The sequence below is a fragment of the Hymenobacter properus genome, assembly GCF_015694735.1.
In the GTDB taxonomy this organism is placed as follows: Bacteria; Bacteroidota; Bacteroidia; order Cytophagales; family Hymenobacteraceae; genus Hymenobacter; species Hymenobacter properus.
This window is the reverse complement of the sequence record NZ_JADQDP010000001.1, coordinates 1,016,984-1,040,231: the sequence shown is the minus strand read 5'-3', so window position 1 is coordinate 1,040,231 and position 23,248 is coordinate 1,016,984. Positions and strand designations below refer to the sequence as shown.

Genomic DNA, 23,248 nt, shown 5'->3' with positions numbered 1-23,248 from the left:
TCTTGAGCCCGATTGCCAAGCGGCGAAAGATAAGGCCAGCCGCCAACTCCCGCATATTTTTGCCCCCTATGATACTGATTGCCGACGGTGGCTCAACCACCTGCAGCTGGGCCTTGCTGGCCGGCGGCCTGCCCCAATACTTCAATACGGAAGGCTACAACCCTTATTTCTGGGACACGCCGGGCATTGCGGCCTCGCTGGCACGCCAGGTGCCGGTCGATGTGCGGCAGGCGCCCATTCGCTCGATTCATTATTACGGCTCCGGCGTGCTCTCGCCGGCCAAGGCCGAGGTGGTGGCCGGGGCCCTGCGGCAGGTGTGGCCCCAGGCCGAAGAGGTGTACGTGGCCGAAGACCTGCTGGCGGCGGCCCGCGCTTTGCTGGGGCAGCAGGCGGGTTTCGCCGCCATTTTGGGTACGGGCACCAATTCCTGTTTGTATGACGGCCAGCGCATTACGCAGGTGATTGAGTCGTTGGGCTACTCGCTGGGCGACGAGGGCTCGGGCACGTCCATCGGCCGACAGGTGCTGCGCGACTACTTGCGCGGCCGGCTGCCCGCCGGCCTGGCCGCCCAGCTCCAGGCCGAGTACCGACTGGGCGACGTGAGCGAAGTGCTCGACCGGCTCTACAACCAGCCCTCGCCCAACCGTTTCCTGGCCAGCTTTGCCCGGTTTGCCAGCGAGCATGCCGACGAGCCCTATTGCCAGGAAGTGGTGACGCGGGCCTTCGAGGCCTTGTTTGAGCAAATCGTGACGCATTACCCCGACTACCAACGCCATGCTTTCAACTGCGTGGGCTCGGTGGGCTACTACTTCCGCGACGCGCTGGCCGCCGTAGCCCAGCGCCACGACATGGCCGTGGGCCAGATTTTGCGCGAGCCCATTGATGCTTTGGTGCGCTACCACGAGGGGGCCGCACGGCCGTAGCGCCGCCGTTTTTTGCGTCTCGGCATCAAGGTCGGGTGTGTCCTTCCGGCGTCATCGGGCAACGACGAGGCGCAAAATGCGGCGGTCCTCCTACTCGGCAACGCGGAAATACGCACTTTTGCAGCACTGACCAACCACACTTCTCACCGTTTCACTCTCTTCATGAACACCCTCGATTCTTACAACTTTGCCGGCAAGCACGCCGTGATGCGCGTCGATTTCAACGTGCCCCTCGACAAGGACCTGCACATCACCGACGACACGCGCATCCGCATGGCCACGCGCTCGGTGATGAAAATCCTGAACGACGGCGGCTCGGTGGTGCTCCTCTCGCACCTGGGCCGGCCCAAGGGCGGCTACGAAAAGAAGTTTTCGCTTGAAAACCTCGTGCAGCGACTCTCGCAGGAATACGGCCGCGAGGTGCAGTTCGGCGGCGACGTGCTAGGGGAGGAGGCCGCGCAAAAGGCCGCCGCGCTGCAGCCCGGCCAGGTGCTGCTGCTCGACAACGTGCGCTTTTACAAAGAAGAGGAAGCCGGTGACAAGGAATTTGCCGCCAAGCTGGCCAAGCTGGGCGATGTGTATGTGAACGATGCCTTTGGCACGGCCCACCGCGCCCACGCCTCCACGGCCGTGATGGCCGATGCCTTCGCGCCCCAGGACCGGGTGGGCGGCTACCTGCTGCAATCCGAAATCGACAACGCCAAAAAGGTGCTGGAACAAGCCGAGCGCCCTTTCACGGCCATCATGGGCGGGGCCAAGATTTCCGACAAGATTCTCATCATCGAGAAGTTGCTGGATAAGGTCGACAACCTGCTCATCGGCGGCGGCATGGCCTACACCTTTGCGGTGGCCGAGGGCGGCAAAGTGGGCAGCTCCCTGCTCGAAGCCGACAAGGTGGACCTGGCCCGCGAGCTGATTCAGCGCGCCAAAGCCAAGGGCGTGAACCTGCTACTGCCCACCGACTCGCTGGTGGCCGACAAGTTTGCCAACGACGCGCAGGTGAAAGTGGCCACCAACCACGACATCCCCGACGGCTGGATGGGCCTCGACCTGGGCCCGGAAAGCCGCCAGGTCTTCGCCGACGTCATCCGCCAAAGCAAAACCATCCTCTGGAACGGCCCCATGGGCGTATTTGAGATGCCGAACTTTGCCAAGGGCACCGAGGAAGTGGCCCACGCCATTGCCGAAGCCACTAGCCAGGGCGCCTATTCGCTCATCGGCGGGGGCGACTCGGCAGCGGCGGTGCAGCAGCTGGGCTTCGGCGACCAGGTGAGCTACATCAGCACGGGCGGCGGCGCCCTGCTCGAGTACATGGAAGGCAAGGAGCTGCCCGGCGTGGCGGCGCTAGGTTAAGCTTTGGTGAAGCCGCCGGGCCGGTTGGCCCGGGGTGCTTCGCGTTTGGTAGAGGGCCAGTGGCCGCGCGGTTTGCGCGCGGCTACTGGCCCTTAGCTGTTTGGAACAGACGGCCCCCGGCTGCACCTGGGTTACGGCCACCCCACTGGCTGATTTACGGCCGCTGAAACACTCAGTCACCAAGGCATTCCGGTGAAAAAAGTACTGGATAATTCAGGTTAAAAATTGTAAGTTTGGCACCAGGAATAACTGAATTTTACGCCCTCATTTGGTGGGGTGCCGGTCTTTGTTTTGCCCTCATCATATGGAAACACCTTTTACTTCCGCAAACTCCACCTTGCTGGCCCCAACGGAGGCAGCTGGGTTACCGCCCGCACCGGCCCGGCGGGGCTGGCTTAAAGGCCTGAGCGCCTTTTTGGGCGGCCTGTTTTTGAGCCGGGCGGCCAAGGCTGCCCCGGCCTCTGCCAAGCAGGTGATGGGCGGCTCGCCCTACGTGGGCGAGATTCAAATTTTCCCTTTTGATTTTGCGCCCCGTGGCTGGGCCCAATGCAACGGGCAGCTGCTGCCCATTGCCCAGAACGCCGCCCTTTTCTCCCTGCTGGGCACGATGTACGGGGGCGATGGCCGCACAACTTTTGCCCTGCCCGATATGCGCGGCCGGGTGCCCGTGGGCTCCGGCACCAGCCCTACTTCGGGCAGCAGCTACTACGTGGGCCTGGCCGGCGGCCGGGAAGGCGCTACGTTATCTGTTAACAGTCTTCCCGCGCACAACCACGGCTACCAGGTGAGCAACGCCACGGCCACTTCCAATGCTCCCAACGGCACACTGGCGGCCGTAGTGCCCCCCAGCGTGGACCTGAACGGCGCCCCCGTCAACATTCTGGCCTACGCGCCCAACCCTTCGGGCCTCGCCGAAGACGGGCGTGCCATACAACCTGCCGGCGGCTCGCAGCCATTTTCGGTGCTGGCCCCCTACCAGACGCTTAATTTCTGCATAGCCCTGCAGGGCGTCTACCCCTCGCGCAACTAGCGGGAGGGCAGAGCTGGTTAGGCTCATTTCGGTTTTTTCAACTTTCGCTATGGCTCAAATTCTTATTCCCGGCAGCCCCGAGGCTGCCCCCCCCGCCGCGGCCGAGCCGGCCCGGCGCAGCTGGCTTAAGCGCCTGACGGCCGCCCTCGGCGGGGCGGCCTTGGTAGCGCCCGCCGCAGCCCGCCCCGCCAGCCCCGCGCAAGTGCTGGGCGACGACGTGTACGTGGGCGAAATCATGATGTTTGCGGGCAATTTTGCGCCGGTGGGCTTTGCGCTCTGCAACGGCCAGCTGCTGTCCATTGCCCAGAATACGGCCTTGTTCTCGTTGCTAGGTACCATGTACGGCGGCAACGGCACCACCAATTTTGCCCTGCCCAACCTGCAGGGCTACACGCCCATTGGCCAGGGCAACGGGCCAGGCCTCACGCCCCGCGTCGTGGGCAACCGAATTGGCAGCGAGTCCGTGGCCCTGACAACGGCGATGGCCGGCCACGTGCACAGCACGCTAGTAAGCACCGTTTCCGGTACCAGCAACACGCCCTTGGCCAACCTGCCGGCCGTGCCCTTGGCCACCAACGCCAGTGGCGAGAATGTGCCCGTGCTGAACCGCGCCGACGCGCTCAACACCGGCCTGGCTGCCGCCGCGACTGTGACTTCCACGGGCGGCAGCCAGCCCATCGACTCGCTTTCGCCCTACCTCACCATCAGCTATTGCATTGCCCTGCAGGGCGTGTTCCCGGCCCGGGCGTAGGTCGGGGGCCCCGGATTTTTCTTGGACTTTACATTTTGAAGCTATGCGATTGAGAGCAACTGCTGCCGGCGTGGTGCCCCTGCTGGATTCCCAAGCGGCCCCCGCCGAGCCGGCCCGCCGCAACTGGCTGAAGCGCCTGGGCGCGCTGCTGACGGGCGCCGCCGTGACCGCCCCGGCCCTGGCCGCGCCCCGCAAAGTAGCGGGTAATGACCCCATGATAGGCGAAATCATGCTGTTTGGGGGCAATTTTGCGCCGCAGGGCTGGGCACTTTGCGATGGCAGGCTGGTAGCTATTTCCGATTATACAGCCCTGTTCACGCTGATTGGTACCACCTACGGCGGCGATGGCCAGACCACCTTTGGCCTGCCCGACCTGCGCGGCCGGGCCCCGCGGCACCAGGGGCAGGCCCCCGGCTTGTCGCCCTACACAACAGGGCAGACCGGCGGGAACGAAACCCGAACGCTAATCAGCTCCCAGCTGCCCAGCCACGCACACTCCGTGACGGCCAACGCCACGGCCACCACCAACTCGCCCGTGGGCGCGGTGCCCGCGGTGCCGGTGGCCACCGACGTGAACGGCGAAGCGGTGAACGTGCTGGCTTACGGCACCGACGCGCCGCTGCAGGCCGCCCATCCCGTCACCATAGTGCCGACGGGCGGCAGCCAGCCGTTCAGTACCATGACGCCGTCGTTGGTGATGTCTTACTGCATTTCCCTGTATGGAGTTTACCCTAGCCGCGCGTAGGCGGGCTTGCCTCGGCCGACGGCCGGGGCCCGGTTCTGCTTTTGCATTCGCTTTTCTATGCTTGTTGCCATGAAACAACGCTACACTTTTGCCCAACGCGGTCGGATAGCAGCCGGTCTCCTCTTCCTGTTGCTGCTGCTGGCCGCGCCTGGCGCCTGGGCCCAGAGCCGGCTTTATTACACCCAGGGCAGCAGCACCGCCACCCTGGACGCGGCCAAGGCCGTGAACCCCGACGGCACGGCCGGGGCCACGCTGGCCTCCAATGCCACCAGCTTCGCGCAGCCCACTGACGTGGCCGTGGACCCGGCGGGGGGCTTTCTGTACGTGGCCGACCAGTACGTGGGCACGGGTGGCATCCTGCGTTTTACCACGGCCGGCGGCAGCCGCACCCAGATAGTGGCCCCTATCGCCGGCGCCACCTACAACGGCCTGGCCCTGGATGTGGCCAACAACCTCTTGTATTTCACCCAGGGCAGCGCCACCGACCCCACTTTGGACGCCCTCAAAGTGGTGAACCTGACAACGCGGACCGTGACCACGCTGGCCTCGGGCGCTGCCAACTTCACTCAGCCCACCGACCTGGCGCTGGATGCGACGGGCGGCTTTCTGTATGTGGCCGACCAGTACATCGGCACCGGGCGCATCCTACGCTTCACCACGGCGGGCGCCAACCGCACCAGCATCGTGGCGCCCACGGCCGGGGCCGATTACACGGGGCTGGCGCTGGATGCGGCGGGTAGCCGCCTGTACTTTGCCCAAGGCAGCGCCGACCCCACTTTGGACGCCCTGAAGGTAGTGAACCTGTCCACGAATGCGGTGACCACACTGGCTTCGGGCGCTACCAACTTCACCCAGCCCACGGATTTGGCCTTGGATGCGGCGAACAACCAGATTTACGTGGCCGACCAGTACACGGGTACGGGCGGCATCCTGCGCTTTACCACAGCCGGAGGCAGCCGTACCCAGATTGTGGCTCCCCTTGCCGGCACTACTTATAATGGCCTGGCCTTGGCCATAGCGCCGCCGACCGTGACGACAATGGCCGCCACCAGCATCGCGACGAATAGTGCCGTGCTGGGCGGCAACGTGACGGCCGATGGCGGCGGGACGGTAACGGGCCGGGGCGTAGTATACAGCGTCACGAGTACCAACGGCACCCCCACCATCGGCGGGAGCGGCGTCACACAAGCGGCCAATGGCACGGGCACGGGCACTTTCTCGGCCACAATTGCGGGCCTGACGCCGGGCACCAACTACTCGGTGCGCGCGTACGCCACCAACTCGGCTGGCACCAGCTACGGGGCGGTGCAGACGTTCACCACGGCGGCCGTGCCCGTCGCCACGGCCCAGAACGTGACGTTGAACCTGGCCGCCAACGGCACGGCCACGCTGAACGCCAGCAGCGTGAACAACGGCAGCACCGGTTCGGGCACGCTCACCTACACCATCCAGAAAATCGTGTACGGCAAGGTCAACGAAAACCAAACGCTGACCCTGACCACGCCCAACGGGGCCAACTTCACGCAGGTGCGCTTCGCCAGCTACGGCACGCCCAACGACAACGGCAACGGCAACTACACCCTCGGCTCCTGCAACGCGGCCAACAGCCTGGCTACGGCGCAGAACTCGTTCAGCACGAGCCGCAGCACCGGCAGCATGGACGCCGTCAACGCGGCTTCTGCCAATAACAACCCCATCCTGAACGACCCCTGCTTGGGCACGCCTAAGTCCCTGGCCGTGCAGGCCGGCTACTCGGCCGACGCCGCCAGCCTGAGCTACGACTGCGCCGAAGCGAACAAAACCCAGTACGTGCTGCTCACCGTGACCGATGGCAGCGGCAACGTCAGCACGGCCACGGCTCAGGTAACGGTGAACCCGCCGCCCACCGCTACCCTCACCGGACTGAGCCCCAACCCGGCCACGCCGGGCACCACCATCACTGCCACGGGCACCAATCTGAGCGGGGTGACCAGCGTGACGCTCGGCGGTACGCCCGTTACGGTGAGCAACCTTAGCGCCACCGGCTTCCAGTTTGTGGTGCCCGCTTCAGCCAATTCGGGCAACGTGGTGGCGAGCTTGCCCTGCAGCCAAACCCTGACCAGCACCTTCACCGTGACGAGCCAGGCGCCGGTGGTGACTGCGCCGGCCAATGGCAGCCTGCTCAGCACGACTACGCCCATCTACACAGGCACGGCACCGGCCAACAGCACGGTGACGGTGTACGTGGACGGCTCATCGCCCGGCACCACGACGGCCACGGCCGGGGGAAGCTTCAGCCTGACCCAGCCCACACCGCTCACCGATGGCAGCCACACCGTGTATGCCACGGCCCTGAGCAGCGGCCGGGCGGTGAGCGTCCCTTCGGCCACAAACACCTTTACGGTAGATGCCACAGCGCCCACGGTGACGCTTAGCAGCGCTACGGTGGTTAACGGCGGCGCTACCACGACTTCGCCCGTGACGTTCACGGCTCAGTTTTCGGAGAGCGTGGGCGCTACGTTCACCAGCGGCGACATCACGCTGAGCAGCGGTAGCTCGGTGAGCAGCTTCGTTGCTAATAGCACGCCGGCCAATTCCTACACCTTCACCGTGACCCCGGCCGTGGGGGCGGTGTCGGTCAGCATTGCGGCGGGCGTGGCCCAGGATGCGGCTGGCAACGGCAATACCGCCGCAACGCCTAGCCCGTACACCTTCACTTATAGCCTGCCCGCGGCGACGGTGCAGTCGGTAACCGGGTTGACGCCTTCGCCCACGGCCACGGCCACGGTCGATTACCGGGTGGTGTTTTCGGGCGCGGTGACGGGCCTGAGTACCGCTAATTTCAACCTGACCACGAGCGGTCTGAGCGGGGCTTCGATAACGAGCGTATCGGGCTCGGGCACGACCTACACGGTGACGGTGAATACGGGCAGCGGCGACGGCACGCTGCGCCTGAACGTGTTCAGCAGCACGGGCGTGACGCCGACCATCTCGAACGTACCCTACACCAGCGGCACCACCTACACCATCACCAAGAGCTTCCTGGCGGCCCCGACCCTTTCCATTGTGGGCACGGGCGGCACGGGCACGGATGTGACGGCCTTTGTGGACGTGGTGCAGGTGCTCAGCGGTGGCACGGCCTTCGCCAACGCCTTACAGAACCCTAGCTTCGAAACCCACGGCCCCTACAACAACGGTGGCAATACGTTCAGCTACGCCACGAGCGGCGCCGTGTGGGCCTTTAACGCCCTAGCGGGCATTGCTGACCAGGGCAGCGCCTTCACCCCGGTGACGCCCATCCCCAACGGCATTGCCGTGGCCTTCGTGCAAAGCAACTCCCTCGCGAATGGCCAGCTGCAGCAAAACCTGGCCGTGCCCACGGGTAGCAACTACCAAGTCAGTTTCCAGACTGCGCAGCGTAATTGCTGCACGACGGGCGACCAGGCGCTGAATGTGTTCCTCAACGGCGTGTTCCTCGGCAACATCCAGCCACGGAATATCGGGGTTTACCAGACTTTCACCTCGGCCGCCTTTAGCGTGACGGCCCCGGCCCTGACGGCCACGGTGAGCGGGCCGGCCAGCCCCACCAGCACGTCGCCCATTCCCTTCGCGGTGAGCTTCTCGCAGAGCGTGGGCAGCACCTTCACGGCGGCGGACGTGACGGTGACGGGCGGCACGCTGACCGGCGGCAGCTTCAGCGGTAGCGGCGCGGGCCCCTACACCTTCACCGTGACGCCCAGTGGCACCGGAACCGTGTCGGTGAGCGTGGCCGCGGGCGTGGCCACTGACGCCAATAACACCGGCAACGCGGCCAGCAACACCGTGAGCGTGCAGTTCCAGGCGCCCACCATCACAGTTAACCCGGCCACAGTACCAGGCGGCTCGGTGGGGGTAGCCTACAGCCAGATCTTCTTGGCGTCGGGCGGTACGGCCCCCTACACTTATGCCATCACGGCCGGCGCCGTGCCAGCGGGCCTGAGCCTGAGCAGCGGCGGTACCCTTTCGGGCACGCCCACGGCCAGTGGCACGTTCAACTTCCGCGTCACGGCCACCGATAACTCGGCAGCCCCTGGCCCCTACAGCGGCTTCCGCGACTACGCCCTCACCATCGCTGCGCCGACCAGTGTGGTTTGGAACGGCAGCCAGAGCACCGACTGGTACACGCCCGCCAACTGGACGCCCAACGTGGTGCCCACCATTAGCCTCGATGCCACCGTGCCGGCCGGCGTGCCAAACATGCCCGCCATTGGCAGCGGCACCGCCTCGGCCCGCAGCCTGACTTTGAATAGCGGAGCCACGTTGAACCAATCCGGCGGCACGCTCGACGTGCGCGCCGACCTGACCAACAACGGCAGCTTCAACGCGACGGGGGGCACGGTGGTGCTGGGCACCACGGCCCAAACCAACGGCCCGAACCTGCTCGGCAGCAGCCGCCTGCGGTTCTGGAACCTGACCGTGAACAGCAACGGGGTACTGCTGAGCACCTCGGCCGGCGCAGCGGTGCAACGCCTGCTCACCCTCAATGGGGCATTCGTGACCCAAGGCAATGCCTTTGTGCTTGAATCGGATGCTGCGGGCACAGCCCTGGTGGTGAACAGTAGCAGCGCCGGCTTCGTCTTTGGCCAGGCTACGGTGCAACGCTACATCGCGCCCGACCTGAACCCGGGCCTGGGCTACCGCCACTATTCGGCCCCGGTGGGCCTGGCCACGGTGGGCAGTCTGGCAACGGGTAGCTTCACGCCGGTCGTAAACCCGGCTTATAACAACTCGGCCACGCCCACACTGGTATCAAACTTCCCCACGGTGTATGGTTATGACCAGAGCCGCCTGGCCACGACCAACAACAACCTCAATGCTTTCGACAAAGGCTGGTATTCTCCCACCAGCCTCGCCGACCCGCTGACCGTGGGCCAGGGCTACACCGTGAACCTGGCGGCCAACCAGACGCTAAACTTGAACGGCCCCCTAAACAACGGCAACGTGACGCTGAACTTGGCCCGCAACAGCGGCGCCACGGCGCCCGATGCCGGCTGGGCCCTGGTGGGCAACCCCTACCCGGCGCCGTTGGACTACACCCAAGTGGCCCCGGCCGACCGCCCGGGCCTCGACGCGGCCATCTACGTGTTTGAGAGCACCAGCCAGTACGCCGGCACGTACCGCGCCAGCGTGAACGGAGTAGGCGGCAACGCCAACAGCCCGAACTCACTGCTGGCCCAGGGGCAGGGCTTCTTTGTGCGGGTGAGCAACGGCCAGACCAGCGGCTCGCTCACCTTCCGCAACAGCCAGCGCCTGACCAGCTACACCAGCCCGGTGTACCACCGCACCGTTGAAACCCGCCCCCTGGTGCAACTCGACCTGCAGGGGGCTGGCCAAGCCGACCCGGTGTACGTGTACTTCGAGAACGGCGCCACCCCGGGCGTTGACCGCGAGCTGGACGCCGTGAAACTGCCCAACAGCCACGGCCTGAACGTGTCGGCCGAAACCGGCGCCCAGCGCCTGGCCATCGATGCCCTGCCTGCCTTGGGCACGGCCACCGTGGTGGTGCCGCTGACTGTGGGCGTGCCCGCGGCCGGCTCGTTCAGCTTCAACACTACGCAGTTGCTGAACCTGGGCACCACGCCCGTGTACCTGCGCGACCTGCTGACCGGCGCCGTGGTGGACCTGCGCGCCCAGCCCCGTTACCAGTTCACGGTGAGCAATGCCGCGGCGTTGATTACCGGCCGTTTCGAGCTGGTGTTCTCGCCCCAGGCAGTGCTAAGCACCGCCTCGGCTGCTCTCACGGCGCAGGTAGTGGTGTACCCGAACCCGGCTTCCAAGGCCGTGTTTGTGGAACTGCCCGCCGCGCTGGGCCGCCTGGCCGTGACGGCCGCGTTGCTCGATGCCGTGGGCCGCGTGGTGGTGCAGCGCGTGCTGCCCGCCGGCGGAACCACCCACACCCTGCCGCTCACCGGCCTGGCTACGGGCGTGTACTCGCTGCGCCTGCAAACCCAAGCTGGCGTGGTGGTGAAGAAGCTCGTGGTCGAATAATCCATCAAAAGCTGCATGCTGAGAAAAAGCCCCGACTAGCAGTCGGGGCTTTTTTTATGTGGCGTGCAACCGGCGGGGGAGGGGTGCCGGTCAAGCGGGTATCCATCCTCAAAATTCCCCGATTATGACTACAATCCAACGCTTCGCTCCGCTGCTGGTCATGGCCATTAGCAGCCTCAGCGCCTGCCAGCGCACCCACGACGTAGCCCCCGTGACCGTGGAGGGCGAATGGCGCCTCACCGTGTCTGGCGGCGGCATTACGGGCAAAATGGATGCGGTGCCCGCTGGCCAGGACTCCCGGCTGATGCTCGGGGCCAACCAGCAGTATTCCCGCTACTACAACGGCCAGCTGCAGGAAAGCAGCACCTACGAGGTGCGCACCGTGAAGCACAGCTACGACAGCGGCGAAGACAAAGTGCTATTCTTTAAATCGGCCAACTCGCCCAACGGGCAGTCCTACGACCGGCAGGAAATCATTACCTCGCTCACCGACAGTCGCATGGAGCTGACCACCGGCGGTGGCTGCGCCATCAACAGCGTGTACGAGCGGGTGTCATCGGGCGTGACCTATTGTGGCGTGAAATAGCTTGGACGTCAAGATTTAAGTTGCCCATTCAGTCAATAGCAGAAAGCCCCGGCCGCACTCGCGGCCGGGGCTTTCTGCATGGACGTGCAGCGCTATTTTGCTTCTTTCTCGAGCAGTTCCAACAGCTCGTCGGCCGCATTTTCAACATCTTTGTAGCCTTGCTGGGCGGCGCGCTCCTTGGCGGCAATCAGGCCGTCGCGGTGCACGGTTTTGAAGTCGCCGTAGGGAAAGTGGTAGCGGCCCTTGGTGTCGGCACCCTTGCTCATGTCGAGGCCAAGGTGCCAGTTGGCATACTCCTCCATCTCGTGCTTTTCGAGGAAGGCATTTTCCCTGGTCGAGTCGGGGTTGTGCTGGCCCCAGTGGCCTTGGTCGTTCTTGAGTTTGCCGTCCTGAATGAGGCGGCGGGCGTAGGCCACAGCCTGCGGATTGAGGGTGATGCTCATAGCTGCAAAAGGAAAGAAAGTGGATGAATAAACTTCCTACGCGCCTCAGCAGCACGGGTTCCCAGCGTTCAGCTTTTGCGGTGGAGCAGGTATTTGGTTTGGTTGAAGCTGTAGCCCACGGCCAGTACCAAGCGCCCGGCGCTCACGGGGTGGTCGGTATCGGCGTTGTACACGGGCAGCTGGAAGCTGGTGTTCAACGACAGGTTTTTGTAGTACACGCCCAGGCCTGGGCCCAGCAGGGCGTTGTTCATGGCGTGCTCGCCGGTGAGGTTGCCGTCGAGCATTTCGCCCGCCGTTTTCTCGTAGAAAAACTCGGCCGAAGGGTATACCTGCCAGTTCTCGCCCAGCGGCAGGCGGTAGAACAGGCTGGCAAACGTGGCCGTGCTCGGCGCCAGGCTGTTCTGAAACCGGTTTTCCGTCGAGCGGCGGTAGCTGCTGTTCACACTCAACCCGAAGCTGTGGTAGCTGCCGATGTAATTGGCGTAAATAAACCCGTCGGTGGTGCCGGTGCCCATCTGGTTGAGCAGCGGGTAGCGCCGGCCCTGGGCATTTTGGCGGGTGTACTCGCCGGTGGGCAGCTTCAGGCCGCCGCCCACGATGAGGCGGCTTTGCACCCCGGCCGTTTCGATGGCCCGGATGAGGTGGTAGCCGGCAAACAGCGTCACGTCGCCCAGCCCAGAGGAGTTGAGCTGCCGGCCGTTTATCTGTGAGGTGTTCATCACGTAGGGCACAAACGCATTCAACTCGACGCGCTGCGAGAGAAAGTACTTGCCGCGCAATTCGATGACGCGAAAGGCCTCAAAATCGTTGGGGTCGCCGTTGTGGTTGTGCGTGTAGCCGTTGTCGCCGTTCAGCGGCGAGGGAAAGAACGGACGCGCCCCGGCCGGAAAAAACTGCGGCGACTGCCCGTAGGCGCGGTAGCCGTTGAACACGCGGTACCGGTGCATCAGGCTCAGGCTGCTCTGGTTGTCGTAGGGCGTGATGCCCATGAAGCAGCCGCAGATGTCGCAGGCCCGGCCGGGCAGGGCCAGGCCGCTCAGCAGCAGGCCAAGCAACAGGATATTTTTCAATTTCATAGCAACAAGCAAGAGGGGTGAGGCCCCGGGCCCAAGGCAGGCTCAGGGCTGCTCGGCCAGGCGGGCGTCGTGGAGGAAGTCCTCGTCGGTGAGCGTCTTCAGAAAGGCAATGATGTTGGCCTGCTCGGCGGCCGTGAGCGGAATGCCCACCGGGCCGCCCGCTGGCCGCAGCGCGGCATCGAGCGTAGGCGAGGCGATGACGCCGTGGTCGTAGTGCGCCAGCACTTCTTCGAGGGTATTGAAGCGGCCATCGTGCATGTAGGGCGGCGTGAGGGCCACGTTGCGCAGGCTGGGCACCTTGAAGCGGCCCACGTCGGAGGCCCGCCCGGTGATGTGCGCCCGGCCCGAGTCGGCCCCGAATGTGGCGTTCAGTCCATTGTTCCGAAACGACTCGTCGGTAAACAAATCGGTGGCGTGGCAGCTGGCGCACTTCTGCGCCACCAGCTGCCGGCCCTGCAGCTCGGCCGGGCTGAGCGTGGCCGAGCCTTCGCCGCGCACATAATGGTCGTAGCGCGAATTGGCCGACGTGAGCGAGGCGGTGAACTGCGCCAGCGCCCGCAGAAACTGGTACGAGTCGATGGGGCCCGGGCCGTACACCTGCGCAAAGCGCCGGGTGTAGCCGGCGTTGGCGTTCAGCTTGCGCAGCACGTTGCTCAGCGTCTCGTCCATCTCCACCGGGTTAGTGAGGGGGGCCAGCGGCATGGTTTCGAGGTTGCTGGCGCCGCCGTCCCAAAGCAGGTTGGGCTTCCAGCGCAGGTTTTGCAGGGCCGGCGCGTTGCGGGTGCCCAGGCGGTTGTCGACGCCGTGGCTGACGCGGTGGCCCTGCTGGGCAAACGCCACAAACTGCTGGTGGCAGCTGCCGCACGACACGGTGCCATCGCGCGAGAGCAGCGGGTCGTAGAACAAGGAGCGGCCAAGCGCAAACGTGGCCGCATCGGGCGGGTTGGCCGCGGCGGCATACAGCGGCGCCGGAAAATTGGCGGGCATGGCGGTGCCCGGCACCGTTTCGGTGGGCGTCACCGCAATGTCGGGAACCTGGCACCCTGCCAACAGCAGCCCCGCCAGCCCAAAGACCAGCGAGGCGCTGAATAAACGCGACATGAGAGTGGGCGCTTAGTTAGCGTGGATGTGCTCCACCGTGAACATGCCGGCCGCGTAGTTATTGGCCACCGGCACCGAGTTGGGGCCGCCCATGGTGTTCGAAAGCGTGGCGAAGCGGATGGTGTTGGGGCCGGTAAACATCTTCATCACGTCCACATTGTAGTGGATTTCGGGGCTGTGGTCGTTGCGCACCAGCAGCTTGGTGCCCGACGGGAAAGCCGGCGACACCGTGCGAATTGTGTTGTTAGGCGACTTGAAGCCCCCGATGTGAAACACCAGCCCTCCGGTGGAAGACTGCGGCGAGTAACCTTCCAGCTTGGTGTAGATGTAGCCGGAGTTCCAGGTCCAGAACATGCCGTTGTTGGGGTCGAGCGCGCCCTTCTGGGCCCCCGATACGTTGCGTGCGCTGTCCACGCCAATGGTGAATGTCACGCCCGTATAGTCGCCCACGGGCACGTCGGTAATCGTTACCTCCTGCGAACTGCTCACGGCTGCATCCACCAGGTAGTAGCTCTCGGGCACGGCATAAGATGAACCATCGGCCTTGTTGAACTTCACGTTAGAAATGTACTGCCGGAAGGCGCTGACCCGGAACTGGTCGCCGGACGGCGTGGTGTAGGTCTGGGTGTTCAGCGTGAGCGGGGCGGTGCCCACAGTTTGCTCAAAAGCGAAGGAAACGGTGCCGGTTTGGCTGGGCGCCGGCTGGTCTTTTTTGCAGCCCGTCAGGGAAAGGGCGGCGAAGGAAAGCGCAGAAATGAAAAAACGTTTCATCGGAAAATTCAAGGGGAAATAAACGAGTACTGATTGCAGGGCGCGGCAACATGGCGCGCGCATGAGCCCGATGCGGAAACCATCGGGCGTAAGAGTGGGGCAGTGCTCCCGGCCTGGCCGAAAGCAGCGAGCCCGGAATCAGACCAGCAGGAGGGGCGGGCGGAATACGCCCCGGGCGGTGCCGGCGGCACACGCACCCGGCACCAGCGCTGCGAAGTGGGCAGCGGGCCGGCGCCAGCGTTGGGGCGCGGCCAGCTCGAAGGCTACGGTGGGCAGCACCTCATATTTCACCTTGGCCTGGGCCTCGGTGGGGGCTTTCTTATCGGCGCCCTCGGCCCTGCGCAGCTGCTTGGCCAAATGGCATTTGCCGTTGCAATGCAGTTGAGGCCGGGCTTTGTTGACGCAGAACCGCGCCGTGATTTCCGCCTTGTTCAGCTGGTAGTCCAGCACCAGCACCTCGCGCCCCAGGGTTTGGAGCAGCATGAGAGCAGTGAGGAAAAAAGCCAGAAAGCGCGTCACGGCGGGGGAGGAGTTAGGATAGCAAAGGTAGGCGGGCGCGTTAAAGTTCTGCTTTGGCTGTACTCGGCGGTAGCAAAAAAACGGTTGCCTCTAGCGCGGCCAAGTGAAACCCAGCGCGCAAAAACAGTGCCGCGATGCCTTGCCAGACAGGTGTTAGCAGCGAAAGCCGGGCTGGTTGTTCGTCGTTGAAAGTCATTGTGATATCGAAACTATAAACACAAAAAGAACCGTCGAAATCGGTGTATCTTTCGCATTCCCTTCACATCAGTTCATCGTTTGCATGAAACAACCTCTACGCGCCGGGCTATTGGGCGCGCTGCCGCTGCTAGCTGCGGCGGCGGTATCGGCCCAATCCCTGCCCACCGACGGCACCCCGCAGCTGCGGGCGTTGCCGGAAAAATCGGCCGCGGCCCTGCGCCAGCTGCCTACCGACAGCCGCCAGTTGCTGCGCCAGGAGCTGGGCCTGCGCCCCGCCGACGACCTGCGCGCCCTGCGCGTGGAAACCGACGACCTGGGGCAGCGCCACGAACGGTTTCAGCAGTACTTCAACGGCGTGAAGGTGGAGCACGGCGTGTACACCGTGCACCGCGAAGCCGGGGTGCTCAGCGGCGAGTTTAAGCCAGTGCCCGCCGGCCTCGGCACCAAGCCGGCCCTGAGCGCCGCTGCCGCCCTGCAGCGCGGCCTGGCTGCCGTGGGCGCCCGCCGCTACATGTGGGACGATGCCGCTGAGGAAGCCAACATCAAGCGCGAAACCGGCAACCCCGCCGCCACCTACCGCCCCAGCGGCGAGCTGGTGCTGGTGGAAGACTACCGCGTGGCCGACGCCGCCCGGCGCCCGCTGGTGCTGGCCTGGAAATTCAACATCTACGCCCAGCAGCCCGAAAGCCGCGCCTGGGTGTACGTAGACGCCCGCACCGGCGACGTGGTGCTGCAGGACGCCATCATCAAACACGCCAAGGGGCTGGTGCCGGCCGGCTCGGCTGCGGCCCACGCGGCCCCGGCGGCCCGCCCGGCCGGGGTGCGCGGTGCCAAGAGCACGGCCACGGGCACGTTTGCCACGCGCTACATGGGTTCGCGGCAGGTGGCTACCGACTTGTTCAATGGCAGCTACCGGCTGCGCGACTACACCCGCGCCGCCGGCATCGAAACCTACAACCTGCGCAACGGCACCAACTTGGCCACGGGCACCGACTTCACCGACCTCGACAACAACTGGACGGCGGCCGAATTCAACAACACGGCCAAAGACAACGCGGCCCTCGACGCCCACTTCGGCTCGACGCAGGTGTACGACTACTGGATGACCGTGCACGGCCGCAACTCCTGGGACGGGGCCGGCGGCAAGCTGGTGAACTACGTGCACTACTCCACCAACTACGACAACGCCAACTGGAACGGCTCGGCCATGCGCTACGGCGACGGGGCCACCACCTTCTTCCCGCTGACGGCCCTGGACGTGTGCGCCCACGAAACCGGCCACGGCGTGTGCCAGGCCACGGCCGGCCTGGTGTACCTGAACGAGTCGGGCGCGCTAAACGAAGGCTTTTCCGACATCTGGGGGGCCACCATTGAGAACTACGTCGACCCCACCAAGCAAACCTGGATTGTGGGCGAGGACATCTGCCGCACCTCCGGCGGCCTGCGCTCGATGAGCAACCCGCTGAGCACGGCCGTGCTCTCGCCCTGCCCGGCCAACTACAAGGGCCAGCGCTGGGGCTTCGGCACGGCCGATAACGGCGGCGTGCACACCAACTCGGGCGTACTCAACCACTGGTACTACATCCTGACCGTGGGCAAAACCGGCGTGAACGAGCAGCAGCAGGCGTATAACGTGACGGGCCTTGGCTTCCTCAAAGCCGCCCGCATTGCCTACCGCGCCGAGCGCCTCTACCTCACGCCCAACTCCGACTACCGCTCGGCCCGCATGTTCACCATTCAGGCGGCGGCCGATTTGTACGGTTCCGGCTCGGCCGAAGTGCAGGCCGTGACCGATGCCTGGTTTGCCGTGGGCCTGGGCAACAGCAGCGCGGCCCCGGCCGGCGCGCAGGCCCAATGCCCCACCGATGATGCGGCTGTGCTCACGGCCACGGCCTCGACCAGCAGCGTGTGCGCGGGCAACGCCGTGCGCCTCACGGCCACGGCCGCTTACCCCAACACCCGCCGCCTGCGCAACCTGGCCGTGGTGCCCGTGCCCGACGGCAGCACCACCTACACGTCCATCCTGGCCTACAGCACCGTCATAACGAGCGGTGCCACCTACCAGCACGGCCTCGAAAACATTTACCGCAACTACAGCGACCTGAAAGGCGTGCGCGTGCGCCTCAACCACGCCCAGCCCAGCCAGCTGGCCCTGCGCCTGGCCGTGCGCACCAGCACCGGCACCACCACGTACCTGAACCTGGCGTCGGCCCTGCCCACGGCCCCGGCCGGCGCGGCCCCCGTGGCCCTCGACCTCACGTTCTCGGACGCGGCCACCGCGGCCCTGCCCGCCACCGTGAGCGGCACCACCCTCACCGGCACCTACACGCCCGCCGCCACCTTTGCCAGCCTGGCGCCGTCGGGCACCCTGGCCACCATCAACCTGGAGGTAATGGACAACCAGGTGGGCAGCGCCGGCACCGTAGAGCTGACGGAACTGCTCTTCAACCGCCTGAGCACCGACGTGCCCGCTGTGCGCTGGACCGGGCCCGGCCTCGATGCAACGGGCCTCACGGCCAGCGTGACGCCGGCCGCTCCGGCCACGGGTGGCTCGGCTACCTACCGCTACACCGTGCTGGCCTCCGACCCTTACTATGGCTGCACCAGCGCCCAGGATGTGAGCGTGACCGTAAGCCAGCCCGTGCTGCAGGCCGCCGCCACCCAAGCCGACCTGTGCGCCGGCCAGGGCCAGGCCTTCGGTGCCGTGGGCCTGCGCGTGACGGCCGACGACAGCGTGGCCAACCAGCTCTACTCCTGGACCGGCCCCGGAGGGTTTAACGCCGCGGGCAAGCGCGTGAGCGTGACCCCGGCCACGGCCGGTCGCCTGCGCTACACCGTGACCACGGCCACGCCAGGCACGAACTGCACCAACCAGCAAACCGTGTCGGTAGTGGCGCGCCGCCAAGCCACCGGCCCCATCAGCGCCGACTCGGTGGCCTGTGTGGGCGGCCGGGTTCGCCTGCGCAGCCGCTTGTTTGAAAACCAACTGGGCGGCCCATACCGGTTCACGGGCAGCGTGCAGATTCCGGACAATAACCCCGCCGGGGTGCGCATTCCGCTGGTAGTGGCCGGCTCGGCCGAAAGCTTTTTCGACCTGCGTGGCATCAGCGTGAGCATCACCCACACCTACACCGGCGACCTGACCCTGTATGTGGAAGCGCCCGATGGCACGCGCGTGCTGCTGAGCAACATGCGCGGCGGCGCCGGCCAAAATTACCAGAACACGGTGTTCATCGATTCTGTAGGTGCCCGCAGCCTGGGAGCCGGGGCGGCACCCTTCACCGGCACCTGGCAAGTAGACGAGCCCACGGGCTTTGCCAAGCTGCGCGACGCGCCACAGGCCGGCACCTGGAACCTGTTTGTGGTGGACGGCGGCCCTGCGGACGTGGGCCCGGTTACGGCCTGGGGCCTCGTCACGCGCGACAATAATGTGACCTGGACCGGACCCAATGGCATCACGGCCAACGGCTCCGACATGCTGGCCGCCGTGCCCACCGCGCCCGGCCGCTACCGCTACATTGGTACCACCACGGCCGGCGGCTGCGCCTTCCGCGACACCGTGAGCGTGCGCGTGGCGCCCGGCCCGCAGTGGCAGCGCCGCCAAAACACCGACCTGGCTCTGGCCACCAACTGGACCTGCCTGCCCACGCCCACCACCGACGCTGAAGTGCGCGGCGGCACCGGAGCCCAGCCCGTGCTCACCACTGGCCTGGTACAGGTGCGCAACCTCACGCTGCGCGCCGGCACGGCCCTGGCCCTGAACGGCGGCACGCTGGAAGTGTACGGCAACCTGACCCTGGAAGCCGGCGCCACCATAGCCGGCACCGATGGCACCCTTAGCCTGCGCGGCAGCACCGCGACCGTCAGCGCACCCTCCGGCACCGTGCAGCCCTTCAACGTGCCTCGCCTGCTGGTGAACCTGCCCGCCGCCGCCGACACCGCGCGGCTGGCGCAGTTCGTGGCCGTAAGCGTTGCGGCCACAATGCAGCGGGGCGTTCTGAAAACCACGCAGTCTGCCCTGCTCAATCTGGCCGGTGCCCGCCTCACCGAAACGGCCGATTCTTATGTGTCGGGCTACGTCAGCACCACTGGGCCGTTGCTGCCGGGCACGAGCCAGGATTTTGGCGGCATTGGAATGGCGGCTACGCTTAACTCGGGCAGCCTAACGCCCGGCACCGTCAGCGTGTTGCGCGTAACCGACCGCGCCATTGGCCAGGCGCCGGCCCGCACCAGCATTCGCCGCTACTACTCCATGTCGTACCCGCAAACCACACCGGCCAGTGCCACCCTGCGCCTAAGCTACCGCGACGCGGAGCTGAACGGCTTAAGTGAGACTGATGTGCAGCCCTTTGCCGCTGCTGCAATTATGTCCCCTCCCATCCAGGCACCCGCTTCCGGCTGGGCGCCCTACGCGCGCACCGGGCAAAGCACCGTTCTGAATTACGTCGAGTTTGTTGGGCCGGTGCAGGCAACCTGGACGCTGAGCACCCCCGCCGCCATGCTGCCCACCCGCAGTGCCGCGGCCACCAGCTTCGGCGTGCAGGCCCAGCCGGTGCCCTTCGGCGAAGCCGGATTCTCGCTGGCCCTGCAAGTGACAAAGGCCCCGCGCGCTGCGTCGGTGGCGCTGTACGACCTCACCGGCCGCCTGCTAGTGCAGCGGCCGGTGGCAGTAGCTTCTGGCCTCAACGCCGTATCCCTGCCCGAGGCGGGCCACCTGGCCGCCGGCGTGTACGTGGTGCGCGTGGTGCTCGACGGCGAAACCCAGACCCTACGCGTGACGCGGGAGTAGGGAAACGCCTGTCATTGCGAGCAGAGCGAAGCAATCCGTCCTGTTCTCAGCGACTAGCCCAATAATGTGAAAAAGCCCCGGCGCTGTGCAGTGTCGGGGCTTTTTGTTAAAGAAGCAGTTACATTTCTGTCATCCTGAGCAGCGCGAAGGACCTTGCCTTGTCAGAAGGCGCTAACGTGACAAGGTCCTTCGCGCTGCTCAGGATGACAGGCCACACATCTCTCCTAATTCAAATAAGGCGCTTCCAACTCCTGGCCCATGCTTTTGAGCGGAGTGGTGCTGCGGCGGCCGGTGAGGCGGGTGCTCAACGCTTGCGCCTCACGGGCGCTGAGTACGTTGAGCTCGTGCAGCCAGGCCACCCGGCGCAGCTGCGGCTCGATAAAGCCCAGCGGGTTCACCTGGCCGTACTCGGAGCGGAGGTAGGTTTTGGTGCGGCGTTCCAACTCGGCCGCCAGAGCCCGGAATTTCTTGCGCTGCCAGGGCCGGCCGGCCAGCGTCACCACCAGGTGCGCCGTTTGCAGCCGGAAGGTGCACCACTGCTGCTCGAAGCGCACCCAGCTGGCCAGGCCATTCAGCCCCAGTATGCCCCACCACAGATAAAGCGACAGCCCTGCCTGGCCCGTGGCCAGCCACTGCCGCCAAGGCTGGTAGCCCAGAAAAACCAGCAGCAGGCCCGTCAGCAGCAGTTGATTGACGGGAATGTGCCGGTGCTCGACTGCCTTCACCGGCAGGATTTCTTCATAGGGTACTTCGGTTTCGAGGGTAGCCACGCCTTGCGGGTTGCGCTTGCAAACGTACAGGCTTTCAGCTCGCAACACCACGCGCGTAGTGCCTTGGAATAGTTGCTTTTGGTTAAAAATCATGCAGAAGTGCGGGCGAGTGCCGGCCAAAAATCAATCGAAAAAATACCCGTTTTGTGAATAGTTGGGTGGCCCTAGCCGTGGAGTTCATTGCCAAAGCGCGCGACCTGTGCCTTAACTCAGCCCTGCTACCGGAATGGGCTGGGCGTGAAGCACAGCACAAAAATAACCACCATCACCCAGCCCAGTGCCTGCCGGCCGGCGCTCAGGGGCCGCTCGTCGGGCGCGGGCGGGTGGGCCACCCCCGTGAAGCGCCCCAGCAGCAGCCCAAACACTAGCCACCCGGGGTTGCCCACTGCGCCGGGCACAGCCGATGCCACGGCCACTTGCGCAGCCCAAATGCCGGCCGCCAGCAACAGCCCGAGCCAGGGACGGGGCAGCACCCGCCAGAAAATGAGCGCCAGGTAGCCCGCGTACACCGGCCCACCATACAGCCAGGTCTGCCAGTCGGCGCGCAGCGAAAACAAACCCAGCCCGGCGTAAAAAATGAAGCCAGTGAACAGCACCGGGGCCAGCCGGTTGAAAATGCGGCGGCCCAGCAGGCCATACAGGATGTGGCCGCCGTCGAGCTGGCCCATGGGCAGCAGGTTGAGCGCCGTGAAAAACAAGCTCAACGAGCCCGCCAGCAGCACCGGGTAGTGCAGCAGCTCGTTGGGGTGGGGCAAGCGGGCGGGGTCGGCAAACGTCTTCTCCAGCCATTGGTACAGCAGAGGCTTAGCCAGGGTAAGGGCCTGCGCGTCGGGCGGGTACACGTGCCGGGCGTAGTCGGCGCCAAACCGGGCGTACTCCGGGTGGATGCTAAACATGTACTCCAGCGGCGGCAGGTGCGTGAACCCGTAGATGAGCAGCGGCACCGCCACCAAGAAGCCCGCCAGCGGCCCGGCCAGCCCAATGTCGAAGTACTCGCGGCGCGAAAACAGACGCTCCTTGAGGCGAATAACGGCTCCGAATGTGCCCAACCCCATCGGAAACGGCACGTAATACGGCAGCGTGGTTCGCACGCGGTTGTAGCGCGCCGTGAAATAATGCCCGAACTCGTGCACCGTGAGCACGCCCAGAAACGGCAGCGCAAAAGCCAGGCCCCGCGCCCACTCGCCCGGCTGCGGCACTGCCGGAAACACCCAAAAACCCAGTGGAAGCAGGTCGATGGTGCCCCGCGTGAGTACCACGCCCGCCAGCGTGGTGGTGAGCAGCGTGAGCACAAACAGCCCGAGGTGCAGGGCCGCCGTACGCCCCGGCGAGGGCGCTGGCCGCTCAAACCGCCGAAACAGCCGGCGCGCTGCCCGCAGCCGGTCCTGGGGTTCGGGGGCATCAAGCGGGCTGGCGGGAGGCGCTACCACATCGGCGGGCCAGCCGGCATGGTCGGGTTCAGCGTGAGTTGGGGGTGTATTCTCGGGGAAAGACACGGAGGGCTTCGGGCAGGGCAGTCGTGAGGGTGAGGGGCGGGGCCAGGTGCAGCACCTGCAGCCCCAGCCGGCGGGCCGTGGCCACGTGCTGCGGGCTGTCCTCAATGAATAACACGTCTTCGGGCCGCCAGTTCATTTCGCGCAGCGCGTGCCGAAAGATTTCCTCGCCCGGCTTGCGCAGGCCCACTTCCTGGGAGTAAAACACGCGGTCGAGCACATCGGCGATGCCGTTTTTGAAGCCATACTTGGCGGCCAGTCGCTGGTTGATTTCGGCGATGTGCAACTCGTTGGTGTTCGAGAGGAGGGCTGTTTGGTGGCCCTGTGCCCGCAGCTCGCCGATAAGGGCCAAGCGCTCGGCCGGCACGTCGAGCAGCATGGCGTGCCAGGCGGCGTCCAGCTCGGCGTCGGTAGCGTCGAGGTCGTAGGCGGCGCGCAACCCATCCCGAAACTCGGCGGGGGAGAGGTGGCCGGTTTCCAGCTTATCAAACAGCTCGGCCTGCCGGGCCTGCGAGAATTCAATGGTACTGCCGGCCCGGCTCAGGCGGCGCATGGCGGCCGGCGTGGCGTCATAATCGATGTCGATAATGACCCCGCCGAAATCAAAGAGCAAATGAGGTAACATGAAGGCGCTTGGTTTTCCGTGCGCGAAGGTCGTACTTTTGCAGCGTTGGAGGGCCGGCAACGGCACGGG

At 65.5% G+C, this 23,248-nt stretch carries 16 protein-coding genes; 8 read left to right on the top strand and 8 right to left on the bottom strand.

All coding sequences use genetic code 11. The features are described 5' to 3' along the window. Positions 1 to 68 precede the first annotated feature (68 nt). From I2I01_RS04530 to I2I01_RS04500, 7 genes are all read left to right on the top strand, one after another. Positions 69 to 923, top strand: coding sequence for an N-acetylglucosamine kinase (locus tag I2I01_RS04530; RefSeq protein ID WP_196285218.1), 855 nt, complete (start codon positions 69 to 71; stop codon positions 921 to 923). A gap of 162 nt (positions 924 to 1,085) precedes the next feature. Then, on the top strand, positions 1,086 to 2,276 hold the full coding sequence (locus I2I01_RS04525) for a phosphoglycerate kinase (protein WP_196285217.1): 1,191 nt from the start codon (positions 1,086 to 1,088) through the stop codon (positions 2,274 to 2,276). Positions 2,277 to 2,580: 304 nt separating this feature from the next. Then, positions 2,581 to 3,306, top strand: coding sequence for a phage tail protein (locus tag I2I01_RS04520; RefSeq protein WP_230678869.1), 726 nt, complete (start codon positions 2,581 to 2,583; stop codon positions 3,304 to 3,306). 49 nt (positions 3,307 to 3,355) lie between these two features. After that, the gene (locus tag I2I01_RS04515; protein ID WP_230678868.1) at positions 3,356 to 4,057 is read left to right on the top strand and encodes a phage tail protein; all 702 of its coding nucleotides are present in this window, start codon (positions 3,356 to 3,358) and stop codon (positions 4,055 to 4,057) included. Between the two features lie 43 nt (positions 4,058 to 4,100). Next, the gene (locus I2I01_RS04510) at positions 4,101 to 4,802 is read left to right on the top strand and encodes a phage tail protein (protein ID WP_230678867.1); all 702 of its coding nucleotides are present in this window, start codon (positions 4,101 to 4,103) and stop codon (positions 4,800 to 4,802) included. A 69-nt stretch (positions 4,803 to 4,871) separates the two neighbouring features. After that, complete coding sequence (locus I2I01_RS04505) at positions 4,872 to 10,808, top strand: T9SS type A sorting domain-containing protein (protein ID WP_196285216.1); 5,937 nt, start codon at positions 4,872 to 4,874, stop codon at positions 10,806 to 10,808. A 124-nt stretch (positions 10,809 to 10,932) separates the two neighbouring features. Beyond that, positions 10,933 to 11,394: a hypothetical protein gene (locus I2I01_RS04500; protein WP_196285215.1), complete on the top strand. Its 462-nt coding sequence runs from the start codon at positions 10,933 to 10,935 to the stop codon at positions 11,392 to 11,394. Between the two features lie 92 nt (positions 11,395 to 11,486). Here I2I01_RS04500 and I2I01_RS04495 read toward each other — a convergent pair whose 3' ends face one another. The 5 genes from I2I01_RS04495 to I2I01_RS04475 form a co-directional block, all read right to left on the bottom strand. Next, the gene (locus I2I01_RS04495; RefSeq protein WP_196285214.1) at positions 11,487 to 11,837 is read right to left on the bottom strand and encodes a hypothetical protein; all 351 of its coding nucleotides are present in this window, start codon (positions 11,835 to 11,837) and stop codon (positions 11,487 to 11,489) included. Positions 11,838 to 11,905: 68 nt separating this feature from the next. Next, complete coding sequence (locus I2I01_RS04490; RefSeq protein WP_196285213.1) at positions 11,906 to 12,913, bottom strand: hypothetical protein; 1,008 nt, start codon at positions 12,911 to 12,913, stop codon at positions 11,906 to 11,908. Between the two features lie 42 nt (positions 12,914 to 12,955). Beyond that, a complete protein-coding gene (locus I2I01_RS04485; RefSeq protein ID WP_196285212.1) occupies positions 12,956 to 14,014 on the bottom strand; it encodes a cytochrome-c peroxidase in 1,059 nt (352 codons plus the stop codon). Between the two features lie 12 nt (positions 14,015 to 14,026). Then, entirely contained in the window at positions 14,027 to 14,785 is a 759-nt protein-coding gene (locus I2I01_RS04480; protein WP_196285211.1) for an MbnP family protein, read from the bottom strand. Between the two features lie 138 nt (positions 14,786 to 14,923). Continuing rightward, positions 14,924 to 15,304, bottom strand: coding sequence for a hypothetical protein (locus tag I2I01_RS04475; RefSeq protein WP_196285210.1), 381 nt, complete (start codon positions 15,302 to 15,304; stop codon positions 14,924 to 14,926). 280 nt (positions 15,305 to 15,584) lie between these two features. Here I2I01_RS04475 and I2I01_RS04470 point away from each other — a divergent pair, with 280 nt between their 5' ends. Beyond that, on the top strand, positions 15,585 to 20,291 hold the full coding sequence (locus I2I01_RS04470; RefSeq protein WP_196285209.1) for a M4 family metallopeptidase: 4,707 nt from the start codon (positions 15,585 to 15,587) through the stop codon (positions 20,289 to 20,291). A gap of 224 nt (positions 20,292 to 20,515) precedes the next feature. Here the strand turns inward: I2I01_RS04470 and I2I01_RS04465 are convergent, their stop codons facing one another. The 3 genes from I2I01_RS04465 to I2I01_RS04455 form a co-directional block, all read right to left on the bottom strand. Further along, positions 20,516 to 21,154: a hypothetical protein gene (locus I2I01_RS04465; RefSeq protein WP_196285208.1), complete on the bottom strand. Its 639-nt coding sequence runs from the start codon at positions 21,152 to 21,154 to the stop codon at positions 20,516 to 20,518. A gap of 125 nt (positions 21,155 to 21,279) precedes the next feature. Next, positions 21,280 to 22,491 (bottom strand): site-2 protease family protein, encoded by a 1,212-nt coding sequence (locus I2I01_RS04460; RefSeq protein WP_211537808.1) that lies wholly within the window; start codon positions 22,489 to 22,491, stop codon positions 21,280 to 21,282. Between the two features lie 28 nt (positions 22,492 to 22,519). Next, positions 22,520 to 23,179, bottom strand: coding sequence for an HAD family hydrolase (locus I2I01_RS04455; protein ID WP_196285207.1), 660 nt, complete (start codon positions 23,177 to 23,179; stop codon positions 22,520 to 22,522). Positions 23,180 to 23,248: the final 69 nt, after the last annotated feature.

What these genes read in the sequence shown, in the direction of transcription:
- I2I01_RS04470 (WP_196285209.1), top strand. Translation starts at nt 15,585, where the DNA reads ATGAAACAACCTCTACGCGCCGGGCTATTGGGCGCGCTGCCGCTGCTA.
- I2I01_RS04485 (WP_196285212.1), bottom strand. Translation starts at nt 14,014, where the DNA reads ATGTCGCGTTTATTCAGCGCCTCGCTGGTCTTTGGGCTGGCGGGGCTG.
- I2I01_RS04500 (WP_196285215.1), top strand. Translation starts at nt 10,933, where the DNA reads ATGACTACAATCCAACGCTTCGCTCCGCTGCTGGTCATGGCCATTAGC.
- I2I01_RS04455 (WP_196285207.1), bottom strand. Translation starts at nt 23,179, where the DNA reads ATGTTACCTCATTTGCTCTTTGATTTCGGCGGGGTCATTATCGACATC.
- I2I01_RS04480 (WP_196285211.1), bottom strand. Translation starts at nt 14,785, where the DNA reads ATGAAACGTTTTTTCATTTCTGCGCTTTCCTTCGCCGCCCTTTCCCTG.
- I2I01_RS04495 (WP_196285214.1), bottom strand. Translation starts at nt 11,837, where the DNA reads ATGAGCATCACCCTCAATCCGCAGGCTGTGGCCTACGCCCGCCGCCTC.
- I2I01_RS04510 (WP_230678867.1), top strand. Translation starts at nt 4,101, where the DNA reads ATGCGATTGAGAGCAACTGCTGCCGGCGTGGTGCCCCTGCTGGATTCC.
- I2I01_RS04530 (WP_196285218.1), top strand. Translation starts at nt 69, where the DNA reads ATGATACTGATTGCCGACGGTGGCTCAACCACCTGCAGCTGGGCCTTG.
- I2I01_RS04490 (WP_196285213.1), bottom strand. Translation starts at nt 12,913, where the DNA reads ATGAAATTGAAAAATATCCTGTTGCTTGGCCTGCTGCTGAGCGGCCTG.
- I2I01_RS04525 (WP_196285217.1), top strand. Translation starts at nt 1,086, where the DNA reads ATGAACACCCTCGATTCTTACAACTTTGCCGGCAAGCACGCCGTGATG.
- I2I01_RS04465 (WP_196285208.1), bottom strand. Translation starts at nt 21,154, where the DNA reads ATGATTTTTAACCAAAAGCAACTATTCCAAGGCACTACGCGCGTGGTG.
- I2I01_RS04520 (WP_230678869.1), top strand. Translation starts at nt 2,581, where the DNA reads ATGGAAACACCTTTTACTTCCGCAAACTCCACCTTGCTGGCCCCAACG.
- I2I01_RS04515 (WP_230678868.1), top strand. Translation starts at nt 3,356, where the DNA reads ATGGCTCAAATTCTTATTCCCGGCAGCCCCGAGGCTGCCCCCCCCGCC.
- I2I01_RS04505 (WP_196285216.1), top strand. Translation starts at nt 4,872, where the DNA reads ATGAAACAACGCTACACTTTTGCCCAACGCGGTCGGATAGCAGCCGGT.